This is a genomic window from Caballeronia grimmiae (genome assembly GCF_000698555.1).
In the GTDB taxonomy this organism is placed as follows: domain Bacteria; phylum Pseudomonadota; class Gammaproteobacteria; order Burkholderiales; family Burkholderiaceae; genus Caballeronia; species Caballeronia grimmiae.
Window position 1 is genome coordinate 134431 of record NZ_JFHE01000003.1, and the last position, 19331, is coordinate 153761.

The window sequence follows — 19331 nt, forward strand, 5'->3', positions numbered from 1 at the left end:
TATGTAGTGCAGGTTGATGCGGTTATTGCTTCCAGTGCGCGTCGAGGCGCGCGATCATCCCGTCGCGTTCCTCGGCGCTGACGAACGATGCTTCCAGGCTGTTGCGCAAAAGCGTGTAGACCTCTTTATCCGAGAGCTTGAGCGCATCGACGACGGCGAAGTAGTTCGCGTTGACGTAGCCGCCGAAGTAGGCGGGATCGTCGGAATTGATCATCACGCGGACGCCCTGGTCGAGCAGGTCTTTCAGCGTGTGCTTCGTCATGTCGTCGAACACGCAGAGCTTAAGGTTCGACAGCGGGCAAACGGTGAGCGCGATGCGTTCGTCGGCGAGACGCGCGACGAGCTGCGCATCCTCGATGCTGCGCACGCCGTGATCGACGCGATCGACCTTCAGCAGATCCAGCGCTTCGTAGACATACGACGGCGGGCCTTCCTCGCCCGCATGCGCGACGAGCTTCAGCCCGCGTTCGCGCGCCTTCGCGAACACGCGCTCGAACTTCGACGGCGGATGCCCGCGCTCCGACGAATCCAGCCCGACGCCGATCAGCCGGTGCGCGTACTTGTCGAAAAGCGGCAGCGCTTCGTCGAACGTGGCGAGCGCGTCTTCTTCGGAAAGGTGGCGCAAGAAGCACAGGATCAGGCGCGAACTCAGGCCGCGCGTCTCTGCTTCGGCTAGCGCGCCTTCGATGCCCGCGACGGCCGTTGCGATAGACACGCCGCGCTCGGTGTGCGTCTGCGGATCGAAGAAAATTTCCGTGTGCGCGACGTGGTCCTCGAGCGCGCGCTCGACGTAGGCCATCGTCATGTCGTAGAAGTCCTGCTCGGTGAGCAGCACGCTTGCGCCTGCATAGTAGATATCGAGGAACGACTGCAGGTCGGTGAATGCGTAGGCGGCGCGCAGGGCTTCGATGGAGTCGTACGCGAGCTTCACGTTGTTGCGCTTCGCCAGTTCGAAGATCAACTCGGGCTCGAGCGATCCTTCGATATGGATATGCAGTTCCGCCTTCGGCGCGTGCGCGATCTTGTCGGCGAGTGTGGGATTCATGGGGGCTTTGTGGTTGGGGCAGTTAAACGGTTTGGTGCGACGACGCATGCGCCATATTGGCTTCGACCGCCTGCAGCAGCTGGGCTGCCGCTGCGACGGCGATCACTTCGGGCGCTTTATCGACGATGCCGTCGATGCCGATCGGACACACCATCCGTCCGATGCGCGCGGGGTCGATGCCGCGCGCCGCCAGCCGGTGCTCGAACTGCCTGCGTTTCGTATGCGAGCCGATCATGCCGAAGAACGCGAAGTCGCCGCGCGCGAGGATGCGCTCGGCGAGCACGAGATCGACCGCATGGTTGTGCGTCATCACGATGAAATACGTGCCGGGCGGCGCGTTGTCGACGGCTTCGTCGGGCGCGTCGTTCGGCTCGATCGTCACGTTCGCGGGAACGAAGGGCGCAGCCGGAAAAGCGGCGTCGCGTTCATCGACCCAGACGACGTGGCACGGCAGCGTCGCGAGCACGCGCACCAGCGCCGCGCCCACGTGACCCGCACCGAACAGCACCACCTTGAAGTCGCGCGGCGCGATGGTTTCGGTGAGCAATGCACCGCTTTCATCGAAACCCGCGCCGTCCCACAACAGGCAGTCGGTGTCTTCCGCGCCCGGCTCGGGATCGGACAGCATCACCGCGTCGGGCATCGGCGCGAATGAAACGCTGCGCACGGTCGACAGACCTTGCGCCGTGCGTTTGGCAAGCGACGTCACCCAGTTCAGGTCCGACACGTCGAGCCGCTCGAACGCGAGCACGACTGCGCCGCCGCAGCACTGGCCGAGGCTCGGGCCGAGCGCGAAACGCTCGAGCCGGCGCATGCGCTGCATGTGCATGCCGTCCTTCAGCACTTGCCGCGCGGTTTCGATCGCCTTCCATTCGAGATGGCCGCCGCCGATGGTGTAGCGGGCGTCCTCACGCGTGACGATCATCTTCGTGCCCGGCTCGCGCGGCGCGGAGCCTTCGACACGCGCGACCGTCACGAGCACGGCGGCGTCGCCGTGCGCGAGCAGGTGTTGCAGGTCGGTCAGCCAAACTTGCATCGGTGGAGCTCCGGGAAAGGATCGTGTTTGCGTCGTCGCAGGCGCTAGTTTACCGGGCGCTCGCCTGCGCCTCGAAGCCGGGCGCATCGAGCGCGTCCAGAATCGCTTCCGGCGTCGCGGGCGCGCGCAGCTTCGGCGCGTCTGGCGCGTTTGGCGCCGTGGCCGCAATCGCGGCGCGGATCGCGAGCAGCACCGAGAACGCGAGCAGCAGCGGCGGCTCGCCGACCGCCTTCGAGCGGAAGATCGTCGGCTCGGCGTTGTCGTTGCGGTACAGCGCGACGTTGAACGCGGCGGGGGTATCGTTGACGGCGGGAATTTTGTACGTGGACGGCGCGTGCGTCATCAGCCGGCCATCGCGGTTCCACCACAGTTCCTCGGTCGTGAGCCAGCCCATGCCCTGAATGAAGCCGCCTTCCACTTGCCCGATGTCGATGGCCGGATTGATCGAGCGGCCCGCGTCGTGCAGCAGGTCGGCGCGCAGGAGCTTCCATTCGCCGGTGAGCGTATCGACGACGACTTCCGACACCGCCGCGCCATACGCGAAGTAATAGAACGGATGGCCGGTGAGCGTCTTCGCGTCCCAGTGAACTTTGGGCGTCGCGTAGAAGCCGTCCGACCACAATTGCACGCGGGCGAGATAAGCGGCCGCGACGAGCTGATCGAACGGCATCTGTCCGCCGTTCGCTTCGACCACGCCGCCGCCGAAGCGCACGTCCGCCGCCGCGCCGCCGAGATGCTTCGCGGCGAGTTCGGCGAGCCGCGAGCGGATCGCGAGCGCGGCGTCTTCGGCGGCCTTGCCGTTGAGATCGCTGCCGGTCGATGCCGCCGTCGCGGAGGTATTGGCGACCTTCGACGTATCGGTGGCCGTCACGCGCACCCGCGCGATCCCGATGCCGAACACGCTCGCGACGACCTGCGCCACTTTCGTGTTCAAGCCCTGGCCCATTTCCGTGCCGCCGTGATTCACGAGCACGGAGCCGTCCTTGTAGACGTGCACGAGCGCGCCCGCCTGGTTCAGGAACGGCACGTTGAACGAGATGCCGAACTTCACCGGCGTGAACGCGATGCCGCGCTTGAGCACGGCGCTCGTCGCATTGAACGCGGCGATCGCGGCGCGGCGCGCGGCGTAATCGCTCGATGCGATCAGCGCATCGGTCAGCGGGGCGAGCACGTTATCGGCGACGGACTGGCCGTACGGCGTGACGTCGCGCTCGCCGATGCCGTAGAAATTCGCGCGCCGCACGTCGAGCGGATCACGCTTCAGGCGATGCGCGATTTCGTCGAGCATCACTTCCATCACGAGCGCGCCTTGCGGACCGCCGAAGCCGCGAAACGCCGTGTTCGACTGCGTGTTCGTCTTGCAGCAGTAGGCGCGGATATCGACATCGCTCAGGTAGTACGCGTTGTCGAAGTGACAGACCGCCCGCGTCGCGACCGCGCCCGACAGGTCTGCCGAGTAGCCCGCCCGCAGCGCGATTTCGACGCGCGCGCCGGTGATGCGCCCGTCGTCGTCGAAGCCCGCTTCGTATTCGTAGACCGCGTCGTGACGCTTGCCGGTGATCATGAAGTCGTCGTCGCGATCGGCGCGCAGCTTGACCGGGCGCTTCAAGAGATGCGCCGCCAGCGACGCCACGCAGGCGAACACCGCCGATTGCGACTCCTTGCCGCCGAAGCCGCCGCCCATGCGCCGGCACTCGCACACGACCGCGTGCGACGGCCAGTCGAGCATGTGCGCGACGACTTGCTGCATCTCGCTCGGATGCTGCGTCGAACTGTAGACGAGCATGCCGTGCGATTCCTTGGGCACCGCGTAGGCGACTTGTCCTTCGAGATAGAATTGTTCCTGTCCGCCGACTTCGAATTCCCCGGCGATGCGATGCTTCGCTGCCGCGATGCGGGCTTCCGGATCGCCGCGCTTCAGATGCAGCGGCGGCAGCACGAACTGCTTGCGCGTCTTGGCTTCCTGCGGCGTCAGCACGGGCTCCAGCGGCTCGTAACGCACGACGTCCTCGCTGCGGGCGAGCGCGGCGGCGCGGCGCGCCAGATCGTGCGTCTCGGCGATGACCGCGAACACCGGCTGGCCGAGGTACTGCACTTCGCCGGCGGCGAAGATCGGATCGTCGTGGAGCACCGGGCCGCAGTTGTTCTCGCCGGGAATGTCGGCAGCGGTCAGAACCGCGATCACGCCCGGCGCGGCGCGCACGGCGTCGAGATCGAGCGAAACGATGCGCGCATGCGCGTGCCGCGACAGTCCGAGCGCCGCGTGCAGGGTGCCGCGCAGCTCGGGGATGTCGTCGGTATAGATGGCTTCGCCGCTCACGTGCAGCGCCGCCGATTCGTGCGGCAGCGCCGCGCCGGCGGCCTGTTGCGCGGCGGCGTTCAGTCCGACGGGCTCGCTCACCTTGTTCATGGCTGCTCCTCGGCGGCCGATGCGTGCGCGCCGTAGGCGAACGCGTTGATTTCAGCGAGCGCCAGTGGCGTGTCGGCACGCGTCTCCAGATAGAAGCGCAACAGCACGTTGCGCGCCACTTTCGCGCGATACGCGCTCGATGCGCGCATGTCGGTGAGCGGCTGGAAATCGCTGTCGAGCGCGTTCATCGCGGCGTGCACGCTGGCTTCGGTCCAGTCCTGGCCGATCAGCGCGGCTTCCGTGCTCGCCGCTCGCTTCGGGGTCGCCGCCATGCCGCCGAACGCGATGCGCGCGTCCGTCACGCGCGCTGCGTCATCGAGCCGGATCGCGAAAGCCGCGCAGACGGCCGAGATGTCCTGGTCGTAGCGCTTCGATACCTTGTAGGTGCGGAATCGCAAATTGGCGGCCGGGCGCGGCACGCGGATCGCCGCGACGAACTCGCCCGCCGCAAGCGCGGTCTTCTGATAGGCGAGGTAGAACGCATCGAGCGGCAGCGTGCGCGTCGCGTCGCCGTGTTGAAGGACGACTTCGGCGTTCAGCGCGATGAGCGCGGGCATCGAATCGCCGATCGGCGAGCCGTTGGCGACGTTTCCGCCGAGCGTGCCGGCGTTGCGGATCGGCCGCGATGCGAAGCGCGTCCACAACTCCGCGAGCTCGGGGTAATCGACGGCAAGCGCCGCATACGCGTCTTCGAGCGATGCCGCCGCACCGATCGTCAGATGCCGCGCGTCGCGCTCGATGCGCTTCAGTTCGTCGACATTGCCGATGAACAGGATGTCGCCCAGATCGCGGAATTGCTTCGTGACCCACAGGCCGATGTCGGTGCTGCCCGCGAGCAGCCGCGCGTTCGGATTCTCCGCCCGCAAGCGCGCGAAGTCGGCGCGCGTGACGGGCGCTCGATACGTGCTGGAGCCTGACCGGTATTCGAAGGTCTGCGTGCGGCGCAAGCCGGCCAGCGCGGTTCTGACCGCCTCGCGATCGAACGGCGGGCGCGGAGGGTCGAACATGCGCTCGGCGGCATCCACGATCGGCCGATAGCCGGTGCAGCGGCACAGATTCCCCGAGATGGCAGTGGCGATTTCATCGCGCGAAGGCGGGCCGGCATCGGCGGGATGCGCGTGATACAGCGCCCACAGCGACATCACGAAGCCCGGCGTGCAGAAGCCGCACTGCGAGCCGTGGCAATCGACGAGCGCCTGCTGCACCGGATGCAGTGCGCCATCCGCGCCGCGCAGGTCCTCGACGGTGAACAGCGCGCGGGAATCGAGCGTCGGCAGGAACTGGATGCACGCGTTGACGGCCTTGAGCGCGAGTTCGCCGGTCTCGCCCAGTTCGCCGACGACGACCGTGCACGCGCCGCAATCGCCTTCCGCGCAGCCTTCCTTGGTGCCGGTGCATAGCTCGGTTTCGCGCAGATGCTGAAGCACCGTGCGGGTGGGCGGCGCGTCGGCGATTTCGCGGACGGCGCCGCGCCAGAAGAAGCGGATGGTTTGCGTTGTCATGGGCGAGCAGGGACATTGCGGACCGGGCGCGCGTTACGCGGTTTCCGTTGCCGGTCATGCACCGGCCAAACGGACTGCGCGCACGTAGATCGCCATCCAGCCTCGACCATAGCACCGCAATATCCCAAAAATATTATTGGGACGGTATCTAGGTTATGCGGAAGCGCTGATGCGGGGAAGCGAAAAGCGGGGGAAGCGGTGTGCGCGGGCGCCGGATGGCCCGCGCAGGAGGGGCGAATCAGCGCGTGGCGGCGCGCAGCTTGCGTTTGGAAAGCAGGCTCGCGGCCACGAGCACGAAGATGACGGCGAACGCCACGAGCGACCATTGCGGCAGCGTCAGTCCAAGGATGGGCGGATACGGCGTTTCGCACAGCCCGGCGACCTTGAACACTTGCGGCAGCCAGCGCGCGGGCGGCAGGCCGTCGACGACGGGCTGCAGTGCATCGTAGCCGCAACTGAAGCCCGGATGGGCCTGCACGTAGACGTGCCGCACCGCCGTGGCGATGCCGCCGAGCGCCGACAGCGCGACCAGCGTTTCGAGCACCGCTATGCCGCGCCAGCCGTTCAGACCCGCGCCGAGAAACGCGAACACCGCGACGAGCACGAAGAAATACCGCTGGATGATGCACAGCGGGCAGGGGTCTTCGCCGTGGAAGAACTGCAGATACAGCGCACCGCCGACGAGCCCGAGGCACACGAAGCCGAGCAGCGTGAGAAGCCGGCGCTCGCGTCGCAGGACGCGGTCATCCTCGTGCATCGTGAAGTGATGTAGATGGTTGTTCATTATTACGCAACGATTCGAGAAAAAAGTGCCCTAAGCCTCGGGGATTCGCGCAGGAATTCTAGCGCGATCGCCCGAGGGCGCGGGTGAGACGGGACAGCGCGTTCAGCGCGTCGTTTCCAGCACGGCTTCGACGGCGCGGCCGATCGAGAGCAACGTGTCGTCGTTGTTGGGCGCGCCGGCGAGCATGAGACCGACCGGCGCGCCGCCACGCGGATGGCACGGCAGCGACAGCGCGCATGCATCGAGAAAATTGAAGGCGGTCGGGTTGCGCAGAATCAGCGCGTTGGTCCGGTTGAAAAGCTCGTCGTCGCCTTCCAGCTCCGCGATGCGCGGCGGCAGCACCGGCACGGTCGGGCAGACGATGGCGTCGAAGCGCTGCCAGAGCGTCGTGCGCGCGGCCTCGATCATCGCGGCGCGCGCTTCGCAGAGTTCGATGTAATCGGCGGCGCTCGCCGTTTCCGCGCGCATCAGACGGGCGAGCACGCGCGGGTCGTATTCGGCGGCGTGCTCGGCAATCAGCTTGCGATGCCACGCATACGCTTCGATCGACACGAGGCCGAAGCGGTTCAATTCGGGCAGGCGGTCGAGCGGGGCGAAGCGGACGTCTTCGACGAGCGCGCCCGCGGCCGCCAGATGATTGATGGCCGCCTGCACCGCCTGCGCGACCGGCGCTTCGACGCCGTCCGTCACGTAATGAGTCAACACGCCGAGGCGCACGCCGTCGAGCGGGCGCGTGGCGGGGACATCCGGCTCGCGGCCCGCGAGAATGCGATCGACGAGCGCGCAGCACGCGACCGACACGCCGATCGGCCCGAACGAATCCAGCGTCTTCGAAAGGGGAATGCCGCCCTGTTTCGGGATGCGGCTCGCGGTCGGCTTGAAGCCGGTCAGCCCGCAGAGCGCCGCCGGAATGCGGATGGAGCCGCCGGTATCGGTGCCGAGCGCGACGGCCGCCATGCCATCGGCCACCGATGCCGCCGCGCCCGACGACGATCCGCCCGCGATGCGCGCATCGCCCGGCACGTCGGCGCGATACGGCGAGCGCGGCGTGCCGTAGTGCGGATTCAGGCCGAGCCCCGAGAACGCGAATTCGCTCATGTTGGTGCGCCCGACGATCACCGCGCCGGCCCGCCGCAGCCGCGCGACGGCGACGGCATCGGCTTTCGCGGGCGCGGCGTTGGCCAGCACGCGCGATCCGGCGCGCGTTACCTGGCCTTCGATATCGAACAGGTCCTTCACCGACACCGGGATGCCCGCAAGCGGCGACAGCACGGTCCCGGCGCGGCGCAGCGCATCGTGGGCGTCGGCGGCGGCGCGGGCATGGTCGGCATCGACGTGCGTGAAGACGGTCGAGCCCTGGCCGTTCGGATCGGCGATACGTTCGAGCGCCGTTTCGATCAGCGCGCGGCTGGTCGTGCGGCCGCATTTCAGGTCGGCGGCGAGGAGGGCAAGCGGGGCGAACTGCGGCGAAGTGGTTGGCATGGCGTCGGGCAGTAGCTTGCCGGCGGCAGGCTTCGCTTCACGCATGCCGGTCGGCGTCCGATGCGTCGCTTCGAGCGGGCGCATCGGCGGTGTAAGGGCGGGCGCGGTCGTCAGCCAGGGCTGCGGCCGGGCGCCGAAGGTGGCTGTCATTCTAAGCCAGCGCAGTAATAAATACGCGTGCAACGGCGTAATCGTGCGCAGGCCGTCACGTATTTCTGGCTTCAGATGGTGCGCGAGAAGCGCTTGAGCGTCGCGACGCCCGCTTGTCCCAGATAGCGGTCGAATACCGATGCGACGTTGCGCACGAGCATCCGTCCTGCGGGAAGCACGCGAATGGCGTTGCCGGTGATGTCGATGAGGCCGTCGTCGGCCATCGGCGCGAGGCGCGCGAGTTCATCGGCGAAAGTGTCCGCGAACGCGATGCCGTGCGCTGCTTCCATGTCGCCAAAACGCAGCGTGCCGCCGCACATCAGCCGCATGATGACGTCGCGGCGCAGGAGGTCGTCGGCGGAAAGCCGCACGCCGCGCCTGATCGCGAACTGGCCGGCGTCGATGGCGGCGGCGTAGTGGGGTAGTTCGCGGGCGTTCTGCGCATACACATTGCCGACCTTGCCGATCGACGACGCCCCGATGCCGATCAGATCGCAGTCGGCGTGCGTGCTGTAACCCTGGAAATTGCGCTGGAGCGTGCCGGCTTCGTACGCGCGCGCGAGTTCGTCGCCCGGCAGCGCGAAGTGATCCATGCCGATGTACACATAGCCCGCGTCGCTCATGCGCTCGATTACGCGCCTGAGGATCGCGAGCCGCACGTTGGGGGACGGCAGCGCGCTTTCGTCGATCTGACGCTGCATCTTGAAGAGCGACGGCATGTGCGCGTAGCCGAACACCGACACGCGGTCCGGCGCGAGCGCGATGATCGCATCGAGCGTGCGCGTGAAGCTCTCGACGCTCTGATGCGGCAAGCCGTAGATCAGATCGACGCTCACCGAGCGGAAGCCGTTGTCACGCGCCGCGCGCATCACGTCCTCGGTTATCGCGCGGGGCTGGATGCGGTTGACGGCCTGCTGCACGCGCTCGTCGAAGTCCTGCACGCCGAGACTCAGCCGGTTGAAACCGAGTTGCCGCAACAGCGCGATGGTCTGCGGCGACGCCTCGCGCGGATCGACTTCGATTGAATATTCGGCGCGCTCGTCCGCGACGAGATTGAAATGCGCGGCTGTCTCGGCCATCAGTTCGGCCATTTCGTCGTGAGACAGGAACGTGGGCGTGCCGCCACCCCAATGAAGCTGCGTGACGGGACGGGCGGTGTCGAAGCAGGCGGCCTGCATCGCCAGCTCGCGCTTCATGCGATCCAGATACGGCCGGCCGTGCGCGCGATTCTTCGTCGCAACCTTGTTGCATCCGCAATAGAAGCAAACGGTGTCGCAGAACGGAATGTGGAAGTACAGCGACAAATCCGCCGATGCGCCGCCGGTTGCGGCTGCTTCGAAGTAATGCGCGGGATCGAACGAATCCGTGAACTGGACGGCGGTGGGGTACGACGTGTAGCGCGGGCCGTGTGCGTCGTAGCGGGCGAGCAGGTCCGGGCGGAAGAGAGTGTCGACGGGTGTCATGGCGAGCCTATGCGTTGCGCCGAGTTTAGCGAGCGCAGGCAAACCGGCGTTGCGTGATAACGTCGCAGCCCGCGCGGGCGTGGGACAATGACGGCTTCGCCGGCTGTCCTTTTTCTATCGCCATGCCCTTGCAGTCTTCCTCAGCCCATGCCTGCCGCGAAGGATGCGGCGCCTGCTGCATCGCGCCTTCCATCACGAGCGCGATTCCCGGCATGCCCGGCGGCAAGCGCGCGGGCGAGCCGTGCGTTCAGCTCGACGGCGACCTGCGCTGCAAGATCTTCGGCGATGCGCGCCGGCCAGGCTGCTGCGGCGGGCTGCAACCTTCCGCGGAAATGTGCGGCGACACGCGCGAGTACGCCATCGCATGGCTCGCGCGGCTTGAGGTCGAGACGCAACCGCAATGAAGTTCGCCTGTCCAAGCACCGTTCCAACATCGAATCGAGGAAACCCCGCATGACATACCCCGTCGCGCCGCGTCGGCGCCGGATCGTGCTGGCCGGGCTCGCCGCCTTGCCGGTGTGCGCGTTAGCATCGGCGGCGCGGGCCGCGTCCATCTTTCCGTTTATTCCGGATCACTACACGTTTCAACAAAAGCAGGTGCAGGAAGCCGTCGCGCGCAAGTTTCCGCTGCAGCGCACGGCGCGGCAGATCTTCGATGTCGTACTAAGCAATCCGGTCGTCGGCATGGCGGCGGATCGCAATCGCGTGACGGTGCATGTCGATGCGCGACTCTCCACGCCTTTCATGCCGAATCCCGTGAACGGCGCGTTCACGCTGTCGACGCAACTCGCCTACGATGCCCCGAGCCGCTCGGTCATTCTCATGTCGCCGACAGTTGACGACTCGCAGCTGACTGGCGACGCTGCGCAGTACAACCAACAGATTGCGGCCGCCGGCGCGCTGCTTGCCGCGCAGTTGCTCGACCGCTATCCGATCTACACGTTCAAGCCCGAAGAATTGCAGTTTGCCGGTGTTTCTTACGAACCCGGTACAATCACAGTCCTTTCAAACGGCATACGCGTTCAGATCGTCGAGAAGTGAGTCGAAATCTTCGCGCGCTTTGCTCCACGCCAACAGCGAAAACAGCTAACAAGGGCTGACGGATGGACTGGATTCTCATGTTGAAGGCGCTCGTTCTGGGCGTTGTAGAAGGCTTGACCGAATTCCTGCCGGTCTCGAGCACCGGGCACCTGATCGTTGCGGGAAGTCTGCTGAATTTCACCGACGCCCAGGCGAAGACGTTCGATGTCGTTATCCAGTTCGGCGCGATTCTCGCGATCTGCTGGGAATACCGCGCGAAGATCGGCTCCATCGTGAGCGGTTTGCCGACGCGGCCCGACGCGCGGCGCTTCGCGGTGAACGTGATCATCGCGACCATTCCCGCCATCGTGCTCGGGCTGCTTCTCGAGAAGAAGATCAAGGCGGTGTTGTTCTCGCCGGTGCCGGTGTCGGTGGCGCTGATCATCGGCGGTATCGTCATTCTGTGGGCGGAAGCGCGCCAGCGAGACCGCGCGGTGCCGCCGCGCGTGCATTCCGTCGACGACCTCACTTACGCCGACGCCTTCAAGGTCGGCCTCGCGCAATGCTTCGCGCTGATTCCGGGCACGTCGCGTTCCGGTGCGACGATCATCGGCGGGATGCTGTTCGGTCTCGACCGGCGCGCGGCGACGGAGTTTTCGTTCTTCCTCGCCATTCCGATCATCTTCGGCGCGACGCTCTATGAGATGGCGAAGTACTGGCGCACGCTGACCGTCGACGATCTCGGGCTGTTCGCAATCGGCCTCGTGTCGGCGTTCGTGAGCGCCTTCATCTGCGTGCGGTGGCTGCTGCGCTACGTCGCGTCACACGATTTCACGGCGTTCGCGTGGTATCGGATCGGCTTCGGGCTGCTGATTCTGATCGTCGGATATAGCGGCGGGCTGAGCTGGGCGGACTGATTCGCCGCCCATCGCGCATGTGAAAACGCCACGGCTTGCCGTGGCGTTTTCGTTGATGCACGCGTTACTTGCGCCGGAAAAGCAGGTCCCAGACGCCATGTCCGAGACGCAATCCGCGCTGCTCGAACTTCGTCACCGGGCGATAGTCGGGCCGCGGCGCATAACCGTCGGCGGTATTTTCGAGCGCCGGCTCGGCCGACAGCACTTCCAGCATCTGCTCGGCGTAGTTTTGCCAGTCCGTCGCCAGATGCAGATAGCCGCCCGGCTTTATCCGCGAGACGAGCTGCGACACGAATTTCGGCTGAATCAGGCGGCGCTTGTGATGACGCGCCTTGTGCCACGGATCGGGAAAATAGATGTGAACGCCGTCGAGGCTCTCGGGCGCGATCATGTGTTCCAGCACCTCGACGGCATCGTGCTGAAGGATGCGGATGTTGCCGAGTTGCTGCTCGCCGATCAGCTTCAGCAGCGCGCCGACGCCCGGCTCATGCACTTCCACGCCGATGAAGTCGTCGCCCGGACGCGCGGCGGCGATTTCCGCCGTCGTCGCGCCCATCCCGAAGCCGATTTCCAGCACGCGCGGCGCGTGGCGGCCGAAGACGGCGTCCCAATCGGCGAGTTCGGGCGTGTACGGCACGACGAAGCGCGGACTGAGCTCGTCGATCGCGCGTTGCTGACCCGGCGACACGCGGCCCGCACGCGTGACGAAGCTGCGAATGCGGCGATGATGCAGCGTCGATTCAACGCCCTCTGCGAGTTGACCGGCGGCGTTGTCGTCGTCCTGGGAATCGTGATTCATGGCGAGATTGAATGCGGATGCGGGAATGCTGCGCGGGAAACTAAAAAGCCGCCTCGATGACGGAAGGCGGCTTTCACTGTGATGCTGGAGCGGGCGATGGGAATCGAACCCACGTCAGTAGCTTGGGAAGCTACGGTAATAGCCATTATACGACGCCCGCGTGAGTCGGCTATTGTAAGCGCAAGAACCGCCGCCGCGCAATTGCGGCGGCGCGGCGGACTCAGATGCCGAACAGCGTCATCGAGACGGCGAGGCGCGTCACCACCATCAGCAACACCTGCACGATCACGAACAGCAGGATCGGCGACAGGTCGATGCCGCCCAGGCGCGGCAGGATGCGCCGGAGCGGATCCAGAAACGGCGCGGTGATCTGAAAGAGCAGGGGCATCGCCGGCGATTGCGGATTGAGCCACGAGAGCAGCGCCATCAGAATCGTCATCCAGATGATGAGGTTCAGCGCCCACTTGACGACGGTGAGCACCGCGACGAGCAAGAGCATGGGCGCCATCAGCGTCGGGTCGACGCCCGCCAGCACGACCATCAGCGTCACATAGACCGCCGCTGCGATAAACGCCGCGACGATGCTCGCCCAGTCGATCTTCCCGCCCGGCAGAATCTTGCGCAGCGGCAGCACGATCCAGTTCGTCGCCTGCATCACGGCATTCGATACCGGGTTGTATGGCGGCATGCGCACGACTTGCATCCAGGCCCGCAGCAAAAGCGCCGCGCCGAAGAGGGTGAAAACGGTGTTGAGCAGAAAACGGGCGATATCGCCGAACATCTCGGGTCCTCTTGGAAACATGCGCGGCATACGCGCCGCGCCGGGGTCGGAAAAGCAAAAGAAAGCCAGAAAGAAGCGAAAGGGCGATGCCGCTAGCGGGGCGCGCGAAGCCGATGTGCTCGGGCGATGCGATGTGCGAGACCGTGCGAGTCGTGAAGGCTGACCTTGTTCATTGTTCGTTCTCTGAGCTGAATGTCATGCCGAAGTCCTCGCCGGCCGGCGGCTTGCGTTCCCCGCCCACCGTCAATGCCGGTGGGGCGCCGGACGTCACCTTAACATGGCTTGCGCGCCGCTTGGGGAGCGTTCGCGAACAGGCGGCAGCGATTGTGCCATGACTCGGTGAAAGCTGACTGCAAGCACGTGCGTGGGGCGCTGGCATCATCGGAAAACCCTGATGTTGTCAAAGCGATACTGTCTCGAAAAGCGAAAAGTGCCACGATACGATGACAGCAAACGACACAAGACCCGCCCCGCAATTAGAAATCGATTTTAATGATCGGCATGGTTACTGCTGAAATGTGGTTCAGCACACGTCGATCGCGGGTTTTGGTTCCCTTGCGTACATTGATGGACGAACAGGACGCGAAATACTTAAGAGAAGACGGAATTCAACGGGAAACCACCTCAGGTCATAAATGGATGCGTTTCCTCAAGATTTTTATTCGCTACGTTCGGAGGTCGCATGAGCATTTTCGCTTATCGAAAGCATCTGCGGTTCTTGAGTCAGGCTCAACGCCGCCGCTGGTGGGATCAAAAGAAGCGCTTGACGCCGCGTGTCGTCATTGGCGGGGCTTACGTTCCGCCGAACGTATCGCGTGAATTCGCTTATGTGAAAGTCGGCTGAGACCGATAATCGAGTTAGCGTAAAACATTAAAAGCCCTGCTGGACCTCACGTTCGGCGGGGCTTTTCAATTACCGAACGCTGATTTGTAATGAGACGTTACCCGCTGCGGAAGCACACTGGATCGACAAAAGGGGCGAGCGCCCGGCCAGGGCGTACGCATCGGCGAAGCGCGCTCGCGTAGTGGCTGGCGCTCGACCGGAGTGCGCGTAAGAACTTGCAATTTGCAACACATGGTTTAAGCACCGCCCCGGTTTTTTCGTAAAATTGATCCTGTGACGTCGCGCGCCGGATGGCCGGTGAAAGCGGCGAGGAGAAAGAAAGTGAAAAAGCTCAGTGGTCTTCTGGTCGTTGGTGCAATCGCGCTCGGCGCGGCAGGTGCGGCGCAAGCGGGCGGAGTATCGATTGGTGTCGGCATCGGGGTGCCGGCGTATCCGGTTTATCAGGCGCCGCCTGCGCCGGTCTATGTCGCCCCGGCCGCGCCCGTTTATATGGCGCCCCCGCCGCCGGTCGTGTACGGGCCGCCGCCTGCGGTCGTCGTTGGCGGTTATCCGTATGGATACTATGGCCGCCCTTATGGCCGTCCGTATTGGCGCCAGCACGGCTATTACCGCCACGGCTATGGCGGCTATGGTGGCTATCACAGGTAATCGCCGCCGCGCGAACCGATAACGCAAGTCCCGTCCGGGACTTGCGTTTTTTTATGTGCGGCGCGGCCAGCCTATTCCGGTTCGCACCGGAACTGCGGAGAATGGTGGATCCTTCACATCACGCTCGGTCCGATGCCCACTCTTTCTTCTCCGACTTTCGACGATGTCGCCGATGCCGCCCGCCGCATCGAGGGTTTCGCGCATCGCACGCCCGTCCTCACGTCCCGCACGGCGGACGAAATCGCGGGCGCGTCGTTGTTCTTCAAGTGCGAGAACTTCCAGCGCATGGGCGCGTTCAAGTTCCGCGGCGCATACAACTCCATCTCTCATTTCAACGACGCGCAGCGCGCGGCCGGCGTAATCACGTACTCATCGGGCAATCACGCGCAGGCCATTGCGTTGTCGGCGAAGCTGGCGGGCATCCGGGCGACGATCGTCATGCCGGAAGACGCACCCGCCGCCAAGATGGAAGCGACGCGCGGCTACGGCGGCGAAGTCATCACGTACGACCGCTACACGCAGAATCGCGAGGAAATCGGCCGCGCGCTCGCCGAGGAGCGCGGCATGACGCTGATTCCGCCGTACGACCATCCGCACGTGATCGCGGGGCAAGGCACGGCGGCCAAGGAATTGATCGAGGAAACCGGGCCGCTCGATTACCTGTTCGTGTGTCTCGGCGGCGGCGGGCTGATCGCCGGTTGCGCGCTCGCGGCGGCGGCGTTGTCGCCGTCGTGCAAGGTGATCGGCGTGGAGCCCGAAGCGGGCAACGACGCGCAGCAGTCGCTCGCGCGCGGCGAGATAGTGCATATCGACGTGCCGCGCACCATCGCCGATGGCGCGGCGTCGACGCATGTCGGCGAATACAACTTTCCGATCATCCAGAAGCATGTCGACCGCATCGTCACCGTGAGCGATGCGCAGCTCATCGACACGCTGCGCTTCTTCGCGCAGCGCATGAAGATCGTCGTCGAGCCGACCGGCTGTCTCGCGGCGGCGGCGGTGCTTCAAAAGATCGTGCCGGTGGAGGGCAAGCGCGTCGGCGTGATCGTGAGCGGCGGCAACGTCGATCTGGCGCGGCTCGCGCAGTTCATCGCGTAAGCGCGATCGTCACGATGCCGCGTGGACGATGAGATCGCGGTAGCCGTCGACGATCACGCTATACGAGAAGTAAGCGAACAGCACCGCCGACAGCACGTGGCACGCGCGCAGCAGGCGCGTGCCGGCGCGCTTGCGGCCGTGGCTCGCAAGCGTGCAGATGAAGATGGTCCAGCCGAGCCCGCCGCAGAAGAAGCCGAGCAGGAAGACGGATGCGCTTACCGTGCTCGTCGCGCCGGCCTTCGCGATCAGCGCGCCGCCGACCGCCGCAAACCAGAGAATCGCGCTCGGCGACGATACCGCGAGCAGGCATCCGCGCAGGAAGCTTTTCAGGTGGCTCTGACGCGGCGCGTGCGGGTCCGCTTCGCCGGCGACGGGCGGCGCGGTCTCGGGCTTCAGCGCCTCGCGCGCCATCTTCCAGGTGAGCATCAGCAGCACGATGCCGCCGCCGATCCACACGACCCATCGCACGGCTTCGAACTGCAGCAACGCCGACATGCCGGCGAGCGCGAGCGCCGCATAGAGCAGATCGCCGAAGCAGGTGCCGAGTCCGAGCACGAGTCCCGGCTTGAAGCCGTGCGACAGCGCGAGCGAGATGATCGCGACGTTCGCGATACCGATATCTAGACACAGCGACAGCGACAGGAAGAACCCGTCCGACATCAACGACCAGGAATGCATCATCGCTGCCCGGTCAGTGTCAGGGTCACGTCGAGCCGTCCGGTTTCGACGCCCATCGTGTTGCGCATCGGCGGATGGCGGAAGTCGTCGAGCGCCGCGCGTTGTTCCGGCGTGCCGATGCCGAGCAGATGCAGCACGTGGGCGACGATCGCGTGCATGACGGCAAGGTTGCCGTCCTCCACTTTTAACGCGATACCGAGCGCGCCTTCCGCACGCTTCACGCCGATCGCATAGCTCGCATCCGCGCCGGTCTTGCCGACGACCGCGCCGCCGAACGCGCGCATGAGCCGCTCGCAAAAGCGGCCCTCGCCGGAGACGAGTTCGGGATACGTCGTCATCGCACGATGGATGCGCCCGAGCGGCGAATCGTCGGGCGCAGCGGCGAGCTTCATGTACAGCCGCGCCAGCCGGTCGAGCGGGAAGGCGGGCGTCGGCAGGTTGCAGCCGTCGATGGCCCATTGCACTTCATCGGAGGGCACATCGACCGCGTGCGCCACCGTCCGCTTCACGTGGGCTTGCAGCGGGTGCGCGCTCAAGTGGTAGCCGTCGAGCGGCGCGTTCATCGCGCGGGCCGCGGCGAGCATGCCGGCGTGCTTGCCCGAGCAGTTGCTGCACACGGGCGTCGGCGTGAAGTCGCGACGAATCCAGTCCTTATAGACGGCGTCGGAAATCGGCGGATGGCCGCCGCAGCGCAGATCGGCTTCGTGCGCGTCGGCCTTGGCGAGCATCGCGCGGGCGCGGTCGATGTGGCGCGGCTCGCTGCTGTGCGAGCCGCACATCAACGCGAGATCGGCGTCGTCGAAAGCGAAGCGCTCGAGCGCGCCCGTCTCCATGATCGCAAGCGCCTGCGCCGGTTTGGCGGCCGAGCGCGGCAGCGTCATGCGATGCGGATCGCCGAACGCATGCAGCACGTCGCCATTTGCATCGACGACGGCGACGTGCGCCCGGTGCGTGTTCTCGATGGCGTTTCCACGATAGAGCGTCGCCGCGATCATGCGTTGCTCCCCGCATCGTCGAGACCGATTTCGGTCCACAGCGCATCGACGCGCCGCTTGACGGCGGCATCCATCACGATCGGCCGCCCCCATTCGCGATGCGTTTCGCCGGGCCACTTGTTGGTGGCGTCGAGTCCCATCTTCGATCCCAGGCCCGCCACCGGCGATGCGAAGTCGAGATAGTCGATCGGCGTATTGTCGACCATGACCGTGTCGCGCGTGGGATCGACGCGCGTGGTGATCGCCCAGATGACTTCCTTCCAGTCGCGCACGTTGACGTCTTCATCCACCACGACGATGAACTTCGTATACATGAACTGTCGCAGGAAGCTCCAGACGCCCAGCATCACGCGCTTCGCATGGCCGGCGTAGCTCTTCCTCATCTGCACGATGGCCATGCGATAGCTGCAGCCTTCGGGCGGCAAGTAGAAGTCGGTGATTTCGGGGAACTGCTTCTGCAGCAGCGGCACGAAGACTTCGTTCAGCGCGACGCCGAGCACGGCCGGTTCGTCGGGGGGCTTGCCGGTGTACGTCGAATGAAAGAGCGCGTCGCGCCGCATCGTGATCTTCTCGACCGTGAAGACCGGAAACCACTCCTGCTCGTTGTAGTAGCCGGTGTGATCGCCATACGGCCCTTCGAGCGCGTGCTCGTAGCGCGCGGCGGCGCCGGTCGCCGGACGCGGCGGTGCGCCTTCCGGCGCCGGAGGCAATGCGCCTTCCTGCGGATAGATGAAGCCTTCCAGCACGATTTCCGCGCGCGCCGGCACCTGCAAGGTGTCGACGCCCGGCGTCAGGCACTTCGCCAGTTCGGTGCGCGAGCCGCGCAGCAGACCGGCGAACTGATATTCGGAGAGCGTATCGGGCACGGGCGTGACCGCGCCGAGAATCGTCGCGGGATCGGCGCCGAGCACGACCGCCACCGGGTACGGCTTGCCCGGATTGGCGAGCGCGAACTCGCGGAAGTCGAGCGCGCCGCCGCGATGCGCGAGCCATCGCATGATCAGCTTGTTGCGCCCGATTAGCTGCTGACGGTAGATGCCGAGATTCTGACGCGGCTTGTTCGGCCCGCGCGTCACCGTGAGCCCCCAGGTGAGCAGCGGTCCCGCGTCGCCCGGCCAGCAGGTCTGAATCGGCAGGCGCGCCAGATCGACGTCGTTGCCTTCCCACACGATTTCCTGGCAAGGCGGCGAACTCACGGATTTCGGCGCCATATCCCACACGGCTTTCGCGAGCGACAGCAGCTTGCCGGCGTCCTTCAGGCCGCGCGGCGGCTCCGGCTCCTTGAGCGCGGACAGCAGACGGCCGACGTCGCGCAGGGAATCGAGCGCGGCGGTATCGCTGCCGAGTTCCGCGTTCGCGCCTGCTGTCGTCTGCGTTTCGATACCCATGCCGAGCGCCACGCGCCGCGTCGTGCCGAACAGATTGGCAAGCACCGGCATCGTGTGACCAGCCGGCGCTTCGAACAGCAAGGCCGGGCCGCCCGAGCGGAGAACGCGATCGGAAAGTTCGGTGATTTCGAGGATGGGGGAGACAGGCTGGCGGACGCGGCGCAGTTCACCGAGCGCTTCGAGGCGGGCGGTGAAGTCGCGCAGATCTTTATATTTCATCGATGGTCGATTGAAGACTCGAGGCCGCTACCAGAGAAGCCGGGAAGCGGGACGGCTGCGCGCTTGGCGATT

Annotated in this window: 18 protein-coding genes and 1 tRNA gene; 6 read left to right on the top strand and 13 right to left on the bottom strand. The window is 65.6% G+C overall.

Features of this window, described 5'->3' with window-relative positions; all coding sequences use genetic code 11:
• Positions 1 to 22 precede the first annotated feature (22 nt).
• The 7 genes from BG57_RS04930 to hemN all read right to left on the bottom strand — a co-directional run bounded on the left by BG57_RS04930 (position 23) and on the right by hemN (position 9872).
• Positions 23 to 1045 (bottom strand): adenosine deaminase, encoded by a 1023-nt coding sequence (locus BG57_RS04930; protein ID WP_035960631.1) that lies wholly within the window; start codon positions 1043 to 1045, stop codon positions 23 to 25.
• A 22-nt stretch (positions 1046 to 1067) separates the two neighbouring features.
• Positions 1068 to 2081 (bottom strand): xanthine dehydrogenase accessory protein XdhC, encoded by a 1014-nt coding sequence (gene xdhC, locus BG57_RS04935; RefSeq protein ID WP_035960632.1) that lies wholly within the window; start codon positions 2079 to 2081, stop codon positions 1068 to 1070.
• Positions 2082 to 2130: 49 nt separating this feature from the next.
• Entirely contained in the window at positions 2131 to 4491 is a 2361-nt protein-coding gene (xdhB, locus tag BG57_RS04940; RefSeq protein WP_035960635.1) for a xanthine dehydrogenase molybdopterin binding subunit, read from the bottom strand.
• Positions 4488 to 5993 carry a xanthine dehydrogenase small subunit gene (gene xdhA, locus BG57_RS04945; protein WP_035960636.1) on the bottom strand — a complete coding sequence of 502 codons (1506 nt, stop codon included), beginning with the start codon at positions 5991 to 5993 and terminating at the stop codon, positions 4488 to 4490. The genes xdhB and xdhA overlap by 4 nt, the downstream gene beginning before the upstream one ends.
• 238 nt (positions 5994 to 6231) lie before the next feature.
• Entirely contained in the window at positions 6232 to 6750 is a 519-nt protein-coding gene (locus BG57_RS04950) for a disulfide bond formation protein B (protein WP_035961127.1), read from the bottom strand.
• 129 nt (positions 6751 to 6879) lie between these two features.
• Entirely contained in the window at positions 6880 to 8259 is a 1380-nt protein-coding gene (locus BG57_RS04955; protein ID WP_035961129.1) for an amidase, read from the bottom strand.
• Between the two features lie 221 nt (positions 8260 to 8480).
• On the bottom strand, positions 8481 to 9872 hold the full coding sequence (hemN, locus tag BG57_RS04960) for an oxygen-independent coproporphyrinogen III oxidase (protein WP_035961131.1): 1392 nt from the start codon (positions 9870 to 9872) through the stop codon (positions 8481 to 8483).
• Between the two features lie 122 nt (positions 9873 to 9994).
• Here hemN and BG57_RS04965 point away from each other — a divergent pair, with 122 nt between their 5' ends.
• From BG57_RS04965 to BG57_RS04975, 3 genes are all read left to right on the top strand, one after another.
• Positions 9995 to 10276, top strand: a complete 282-nt coding sequence (locus BG57_RS04965; RefSeq protein ID WP_035960637.1) for a YkgJ family cysteine cluster protein — start codon at positions 9995 to 9997, stop codon at positions 10274 to 10276.
• A 49-nt stretch (positions 10277 to 10325) separates the two neighbouring features.
• The gene (locus tag BG57_RS04970) at positions 10326 to 10913 is read left to right on the top strand and encodes a DUF1439 domain-containing protein (RefSeq protein ID WP_035960638.1); all 588 of its coding nucleotides are present in this window, start codon (positions 10326 to 10328) and stop codon (positions 10911 to 10913) included.
• A 62-nt stretch (positions 10914 to 10975) separates the two neighbouring features.
• The gene (locus BG57_RS04975; RefSeq protein WP_035960639.1) at positions 10976 to 11809 is read left to right on the top strand and encodes an undecaprenyl-diphosphate phosphatase; all 834 of its coding nucleotides are present in this window, start codon (positions 10976 to 10978) and stop codon (positions 11807 to 11809) included.
• Positions 11810 to 11873: 64 nt separating this feature from the next.
• Here the strand turns inward: BG57_RS04975 and trmB are convergent, their stop codons facing one another.
• The 3 genes from trmB to BG57_RS04990 all read right to left on the bottom strand — a co-directional run bounded on the left by trmB (position 11874) and on the right by BG57_RS04990 (position 13389).
• Entirely contained in the window at positions 11874 to 12608 is a 735-nt protein-coding gene (trmB, locus tag BG57_RS04980) for a tRNA (guanosine(46)-N7)-methyltransferase TrmB (RefSeq protein WP_035960641.1), read from the bottom strand.
• Positions 12609 to 12693: 85 nt separating this feature from the next.
• Positions 12694 to 12768: transfer RNA gene (locus BG57_RS04985), tRNA-Gly, on the bottom strand.
• 60 nt (positions 12769 to 12828) lie between these two features.
• Positions 12829 to 13389 carry a YggT family protein gene (locus tag BG57_RS04990; RefSeq protein WP_035960642.1) on the bottom strand — a complete coding sequence of 187 codons (561 nt, stop codon included), beginning with the start codon at positions 13387 to 13389 and terminating at the stop codon, positions 12829 to 12831.
• Positions 13390 to 13881: 492 nt separating this feature from the next.
• Here BG57_RS04990 and BG57_RS33305 point away from each other — a divergent pair, with 492 nt between their 5' ends.
• The 3 genes from BG57_RS33305 (at position 13882) to BG57_RS05000 (ending at position 15979) form a co-directional block, all read left to right on the top strand.
• Entirely contained in the window at positions 13882 to 14208 is a 327-nt protein-coding gene (locus BG57_RS33305; RefSeq protein WP_167569244.1) for a hypothetical protein, read from the top strand.
• A 346-nt stretch (positions 14209 to 14554) separates the two neighbouring features.
• Positions 14555 to 14881 (top strand): hypothetical protein, encoded by a 327-nt coding sequence (locus BG57_RS04995; protein ID WP_035961133.1) that lies wholly within the window; start codon positions 14555 to 14557, stop codon positions 14879 to 14881.
• A gap of 132 nt (positions 14882 to 15013) precedes the next feature.
• Positions 15014 to 15979, top strand: coding sequence for a threo-3-hydroxy-L-aspartate ammonia-lyase (locus tag BG57_RS05000; protein WP_035960644.1), 966 nt, complete (start codon positions 15014 to 15016; stop codon positions 15977 to 15979).
• 9 nt (positions 15980 to 15988) lie between these two features.
• Here the strand turns inward: BG57_RS05000 and BG57_RS05005 are convergent, their stop codons facing one another.
• From BG57_RS05005 to BG57_RS05015, 3 genes are read right to left on the bottom strand one after another with little or no spacing between them, the layout of a single operon-like run.
• A complete protein-coding gene (locus BG57_RS05005) occupies positions 15989 to 16657 on the bottom strand; it encodes a LysE family translocator (RefSeq protein ID WP_035961135.1) in 669 nt (222 codons plus the stop codon).
• Entirely contained in the window at positions 16657 to 17652 is a 996-nt protein-coding gene (locus tag BG57_RS05010) for an asparaginase (protein WP_035960645.1), read from the bottom strand. Before BG57_RS05010 ends, BG57_RS05005 begins: the two co-directional genes overlap by 1 nt.
• Positions 17649 to 19259: a UbiD family decarboxylase gene (locus BG57_RS05015; protein ID WP_035960646.1), complete on the bottom strand. Its 1611-nt coding sequence runs from the start codon at positions 19257 to 19259 to the stop codon at positions 17649 to 17651. Before BG57_RS05015 ends, BG57_RS05010 begins: the two co-directional genes overlap by 4 nt.
• Between the last annotated feature and the right edge of the window lie 72 nt (positions 19260 to 19331).

Excerpts from the sequence above, each read along its gene's own strand:
- BG57_RS04930 (WP_035960631.1), bottom strand. The coding sequence starts at position 1,045 with ATGAATCCCACACTCGCCGACAAGATCGCGCACGCGCCGAAGGCGGAA.
- xdhC (WP_035960632.1), bottom strand. The coding sequence starts at position 2,081 with ATGCAAGTTTGGCTGACCGACCTGCAACACCTGCTCGCGCACGGCGAC.
- xdhB (WP_035960635.1), bottom strand. The coding sequence starts at position 4,491 with ATGAACAAGGTGAGCGAGCCCGTCGGACTGAACGCCGCCGCGCAACAG.
- xdhA (WP_035960636.1), bottom strand. The coding sequence starts at position 5,993 with ATGACAACGCAAACCATCCGCTTCTTCTGGCGCGGCGCCGTCCGCGAA.
- BG57_RS04950 (WP_035961127.1), bottom strand. The coding sequence starts at position 6,750 with ATGCACGAGGATGACCGCGTCCTGCGACGCGAGCGCCGGCTTCTCACG.
- BG57_RS04955 (WP_035961129.1), bottom strand. The coding sequence starts at position 8,259 with ATGCCAACCACTTCGCCGCAGTTCGCCCCGCTTGCCCTCCTCGCCGCC.
- hemN (WP_035961131.1), bottom strand. The coding sequence starts at position 9,872 with ATGACACCCGTCGACACTCTCTTCCGCCCGGACCTGCTCGCCCGCTAC.
- BG57_RS04965 (WP_035960637.1), top strand. The coding sequence starts at position 9,995 with ATGCCCTTGCAGTCTTCCTCAGCCCATGCCTGCCGCGAAGGATGCGGC.
- BG57_RS04970 (WP_035960638.1), top strand. The coding sequence starts at position 10,326 with ATGACATACCCCGTCGCGCCGCGTCGGCGCCGGATCGTGCTGGCCGGG.
- BG57_RS04975 (WP_035960639.1), top strand. The coding sequence starts at position 10,976 with ATGGACTGGATTCTCATGTTGAAGGCGCTCGTTCTGGGCGTTGTAGAA.
- trmB (WP_035960641.1), bottom strand. The coding sequence starts at position 12,608 with ATGAATCACGATTCCCAGGACGACGACAACGCCGCCGGTCAACTCGCA.
- BG57_RS04990 (WP_035960642.1), bottom strand. The coding sequence starts at position 13,389 with ATGTTCGGCGATATCGCCCGTTTTCTGCTCAACACCGTTTTCACCCTC.
- BG57_RS33305 (WP_167569244.1), top strand. The coding sequence starts at position 13,882 with ATGATCGGCATGGTTACTGCTGAAATGTGGTTCAGCACACGTCGATCG.
- BG57_RS05000 (WP_035960644.1), top strand. The coding sequence starts at position 15,014 with ATGCCCACTCTTTCTTCTCCGACTTTCGACGATGTCGCCGATGCCGCC.
- BG57_RS05005 (WP_035961135.1), bottom strand. The coding sequence starts at position 16,657 with ATGCATTCCTGGTCGTTGATGTCGGACGGGTTCTTCCTGTCGCTGTCG.
- BG57_RS05010 (WP_035960645.1), bottom strand. The coding sequence starts at position 17,652 with ATGATCGCGGCGACGCTCTATCGTGGAAACGCCATCGAGAACACGCAC.
- BG57_RS05015 (WP_035960646.1), bottom strand. The coding sequence starts at position 19,259 with ATGAAATATAAAGATCTGCGCGACTTCACCGCCCGCCTCGAAGCGCTC.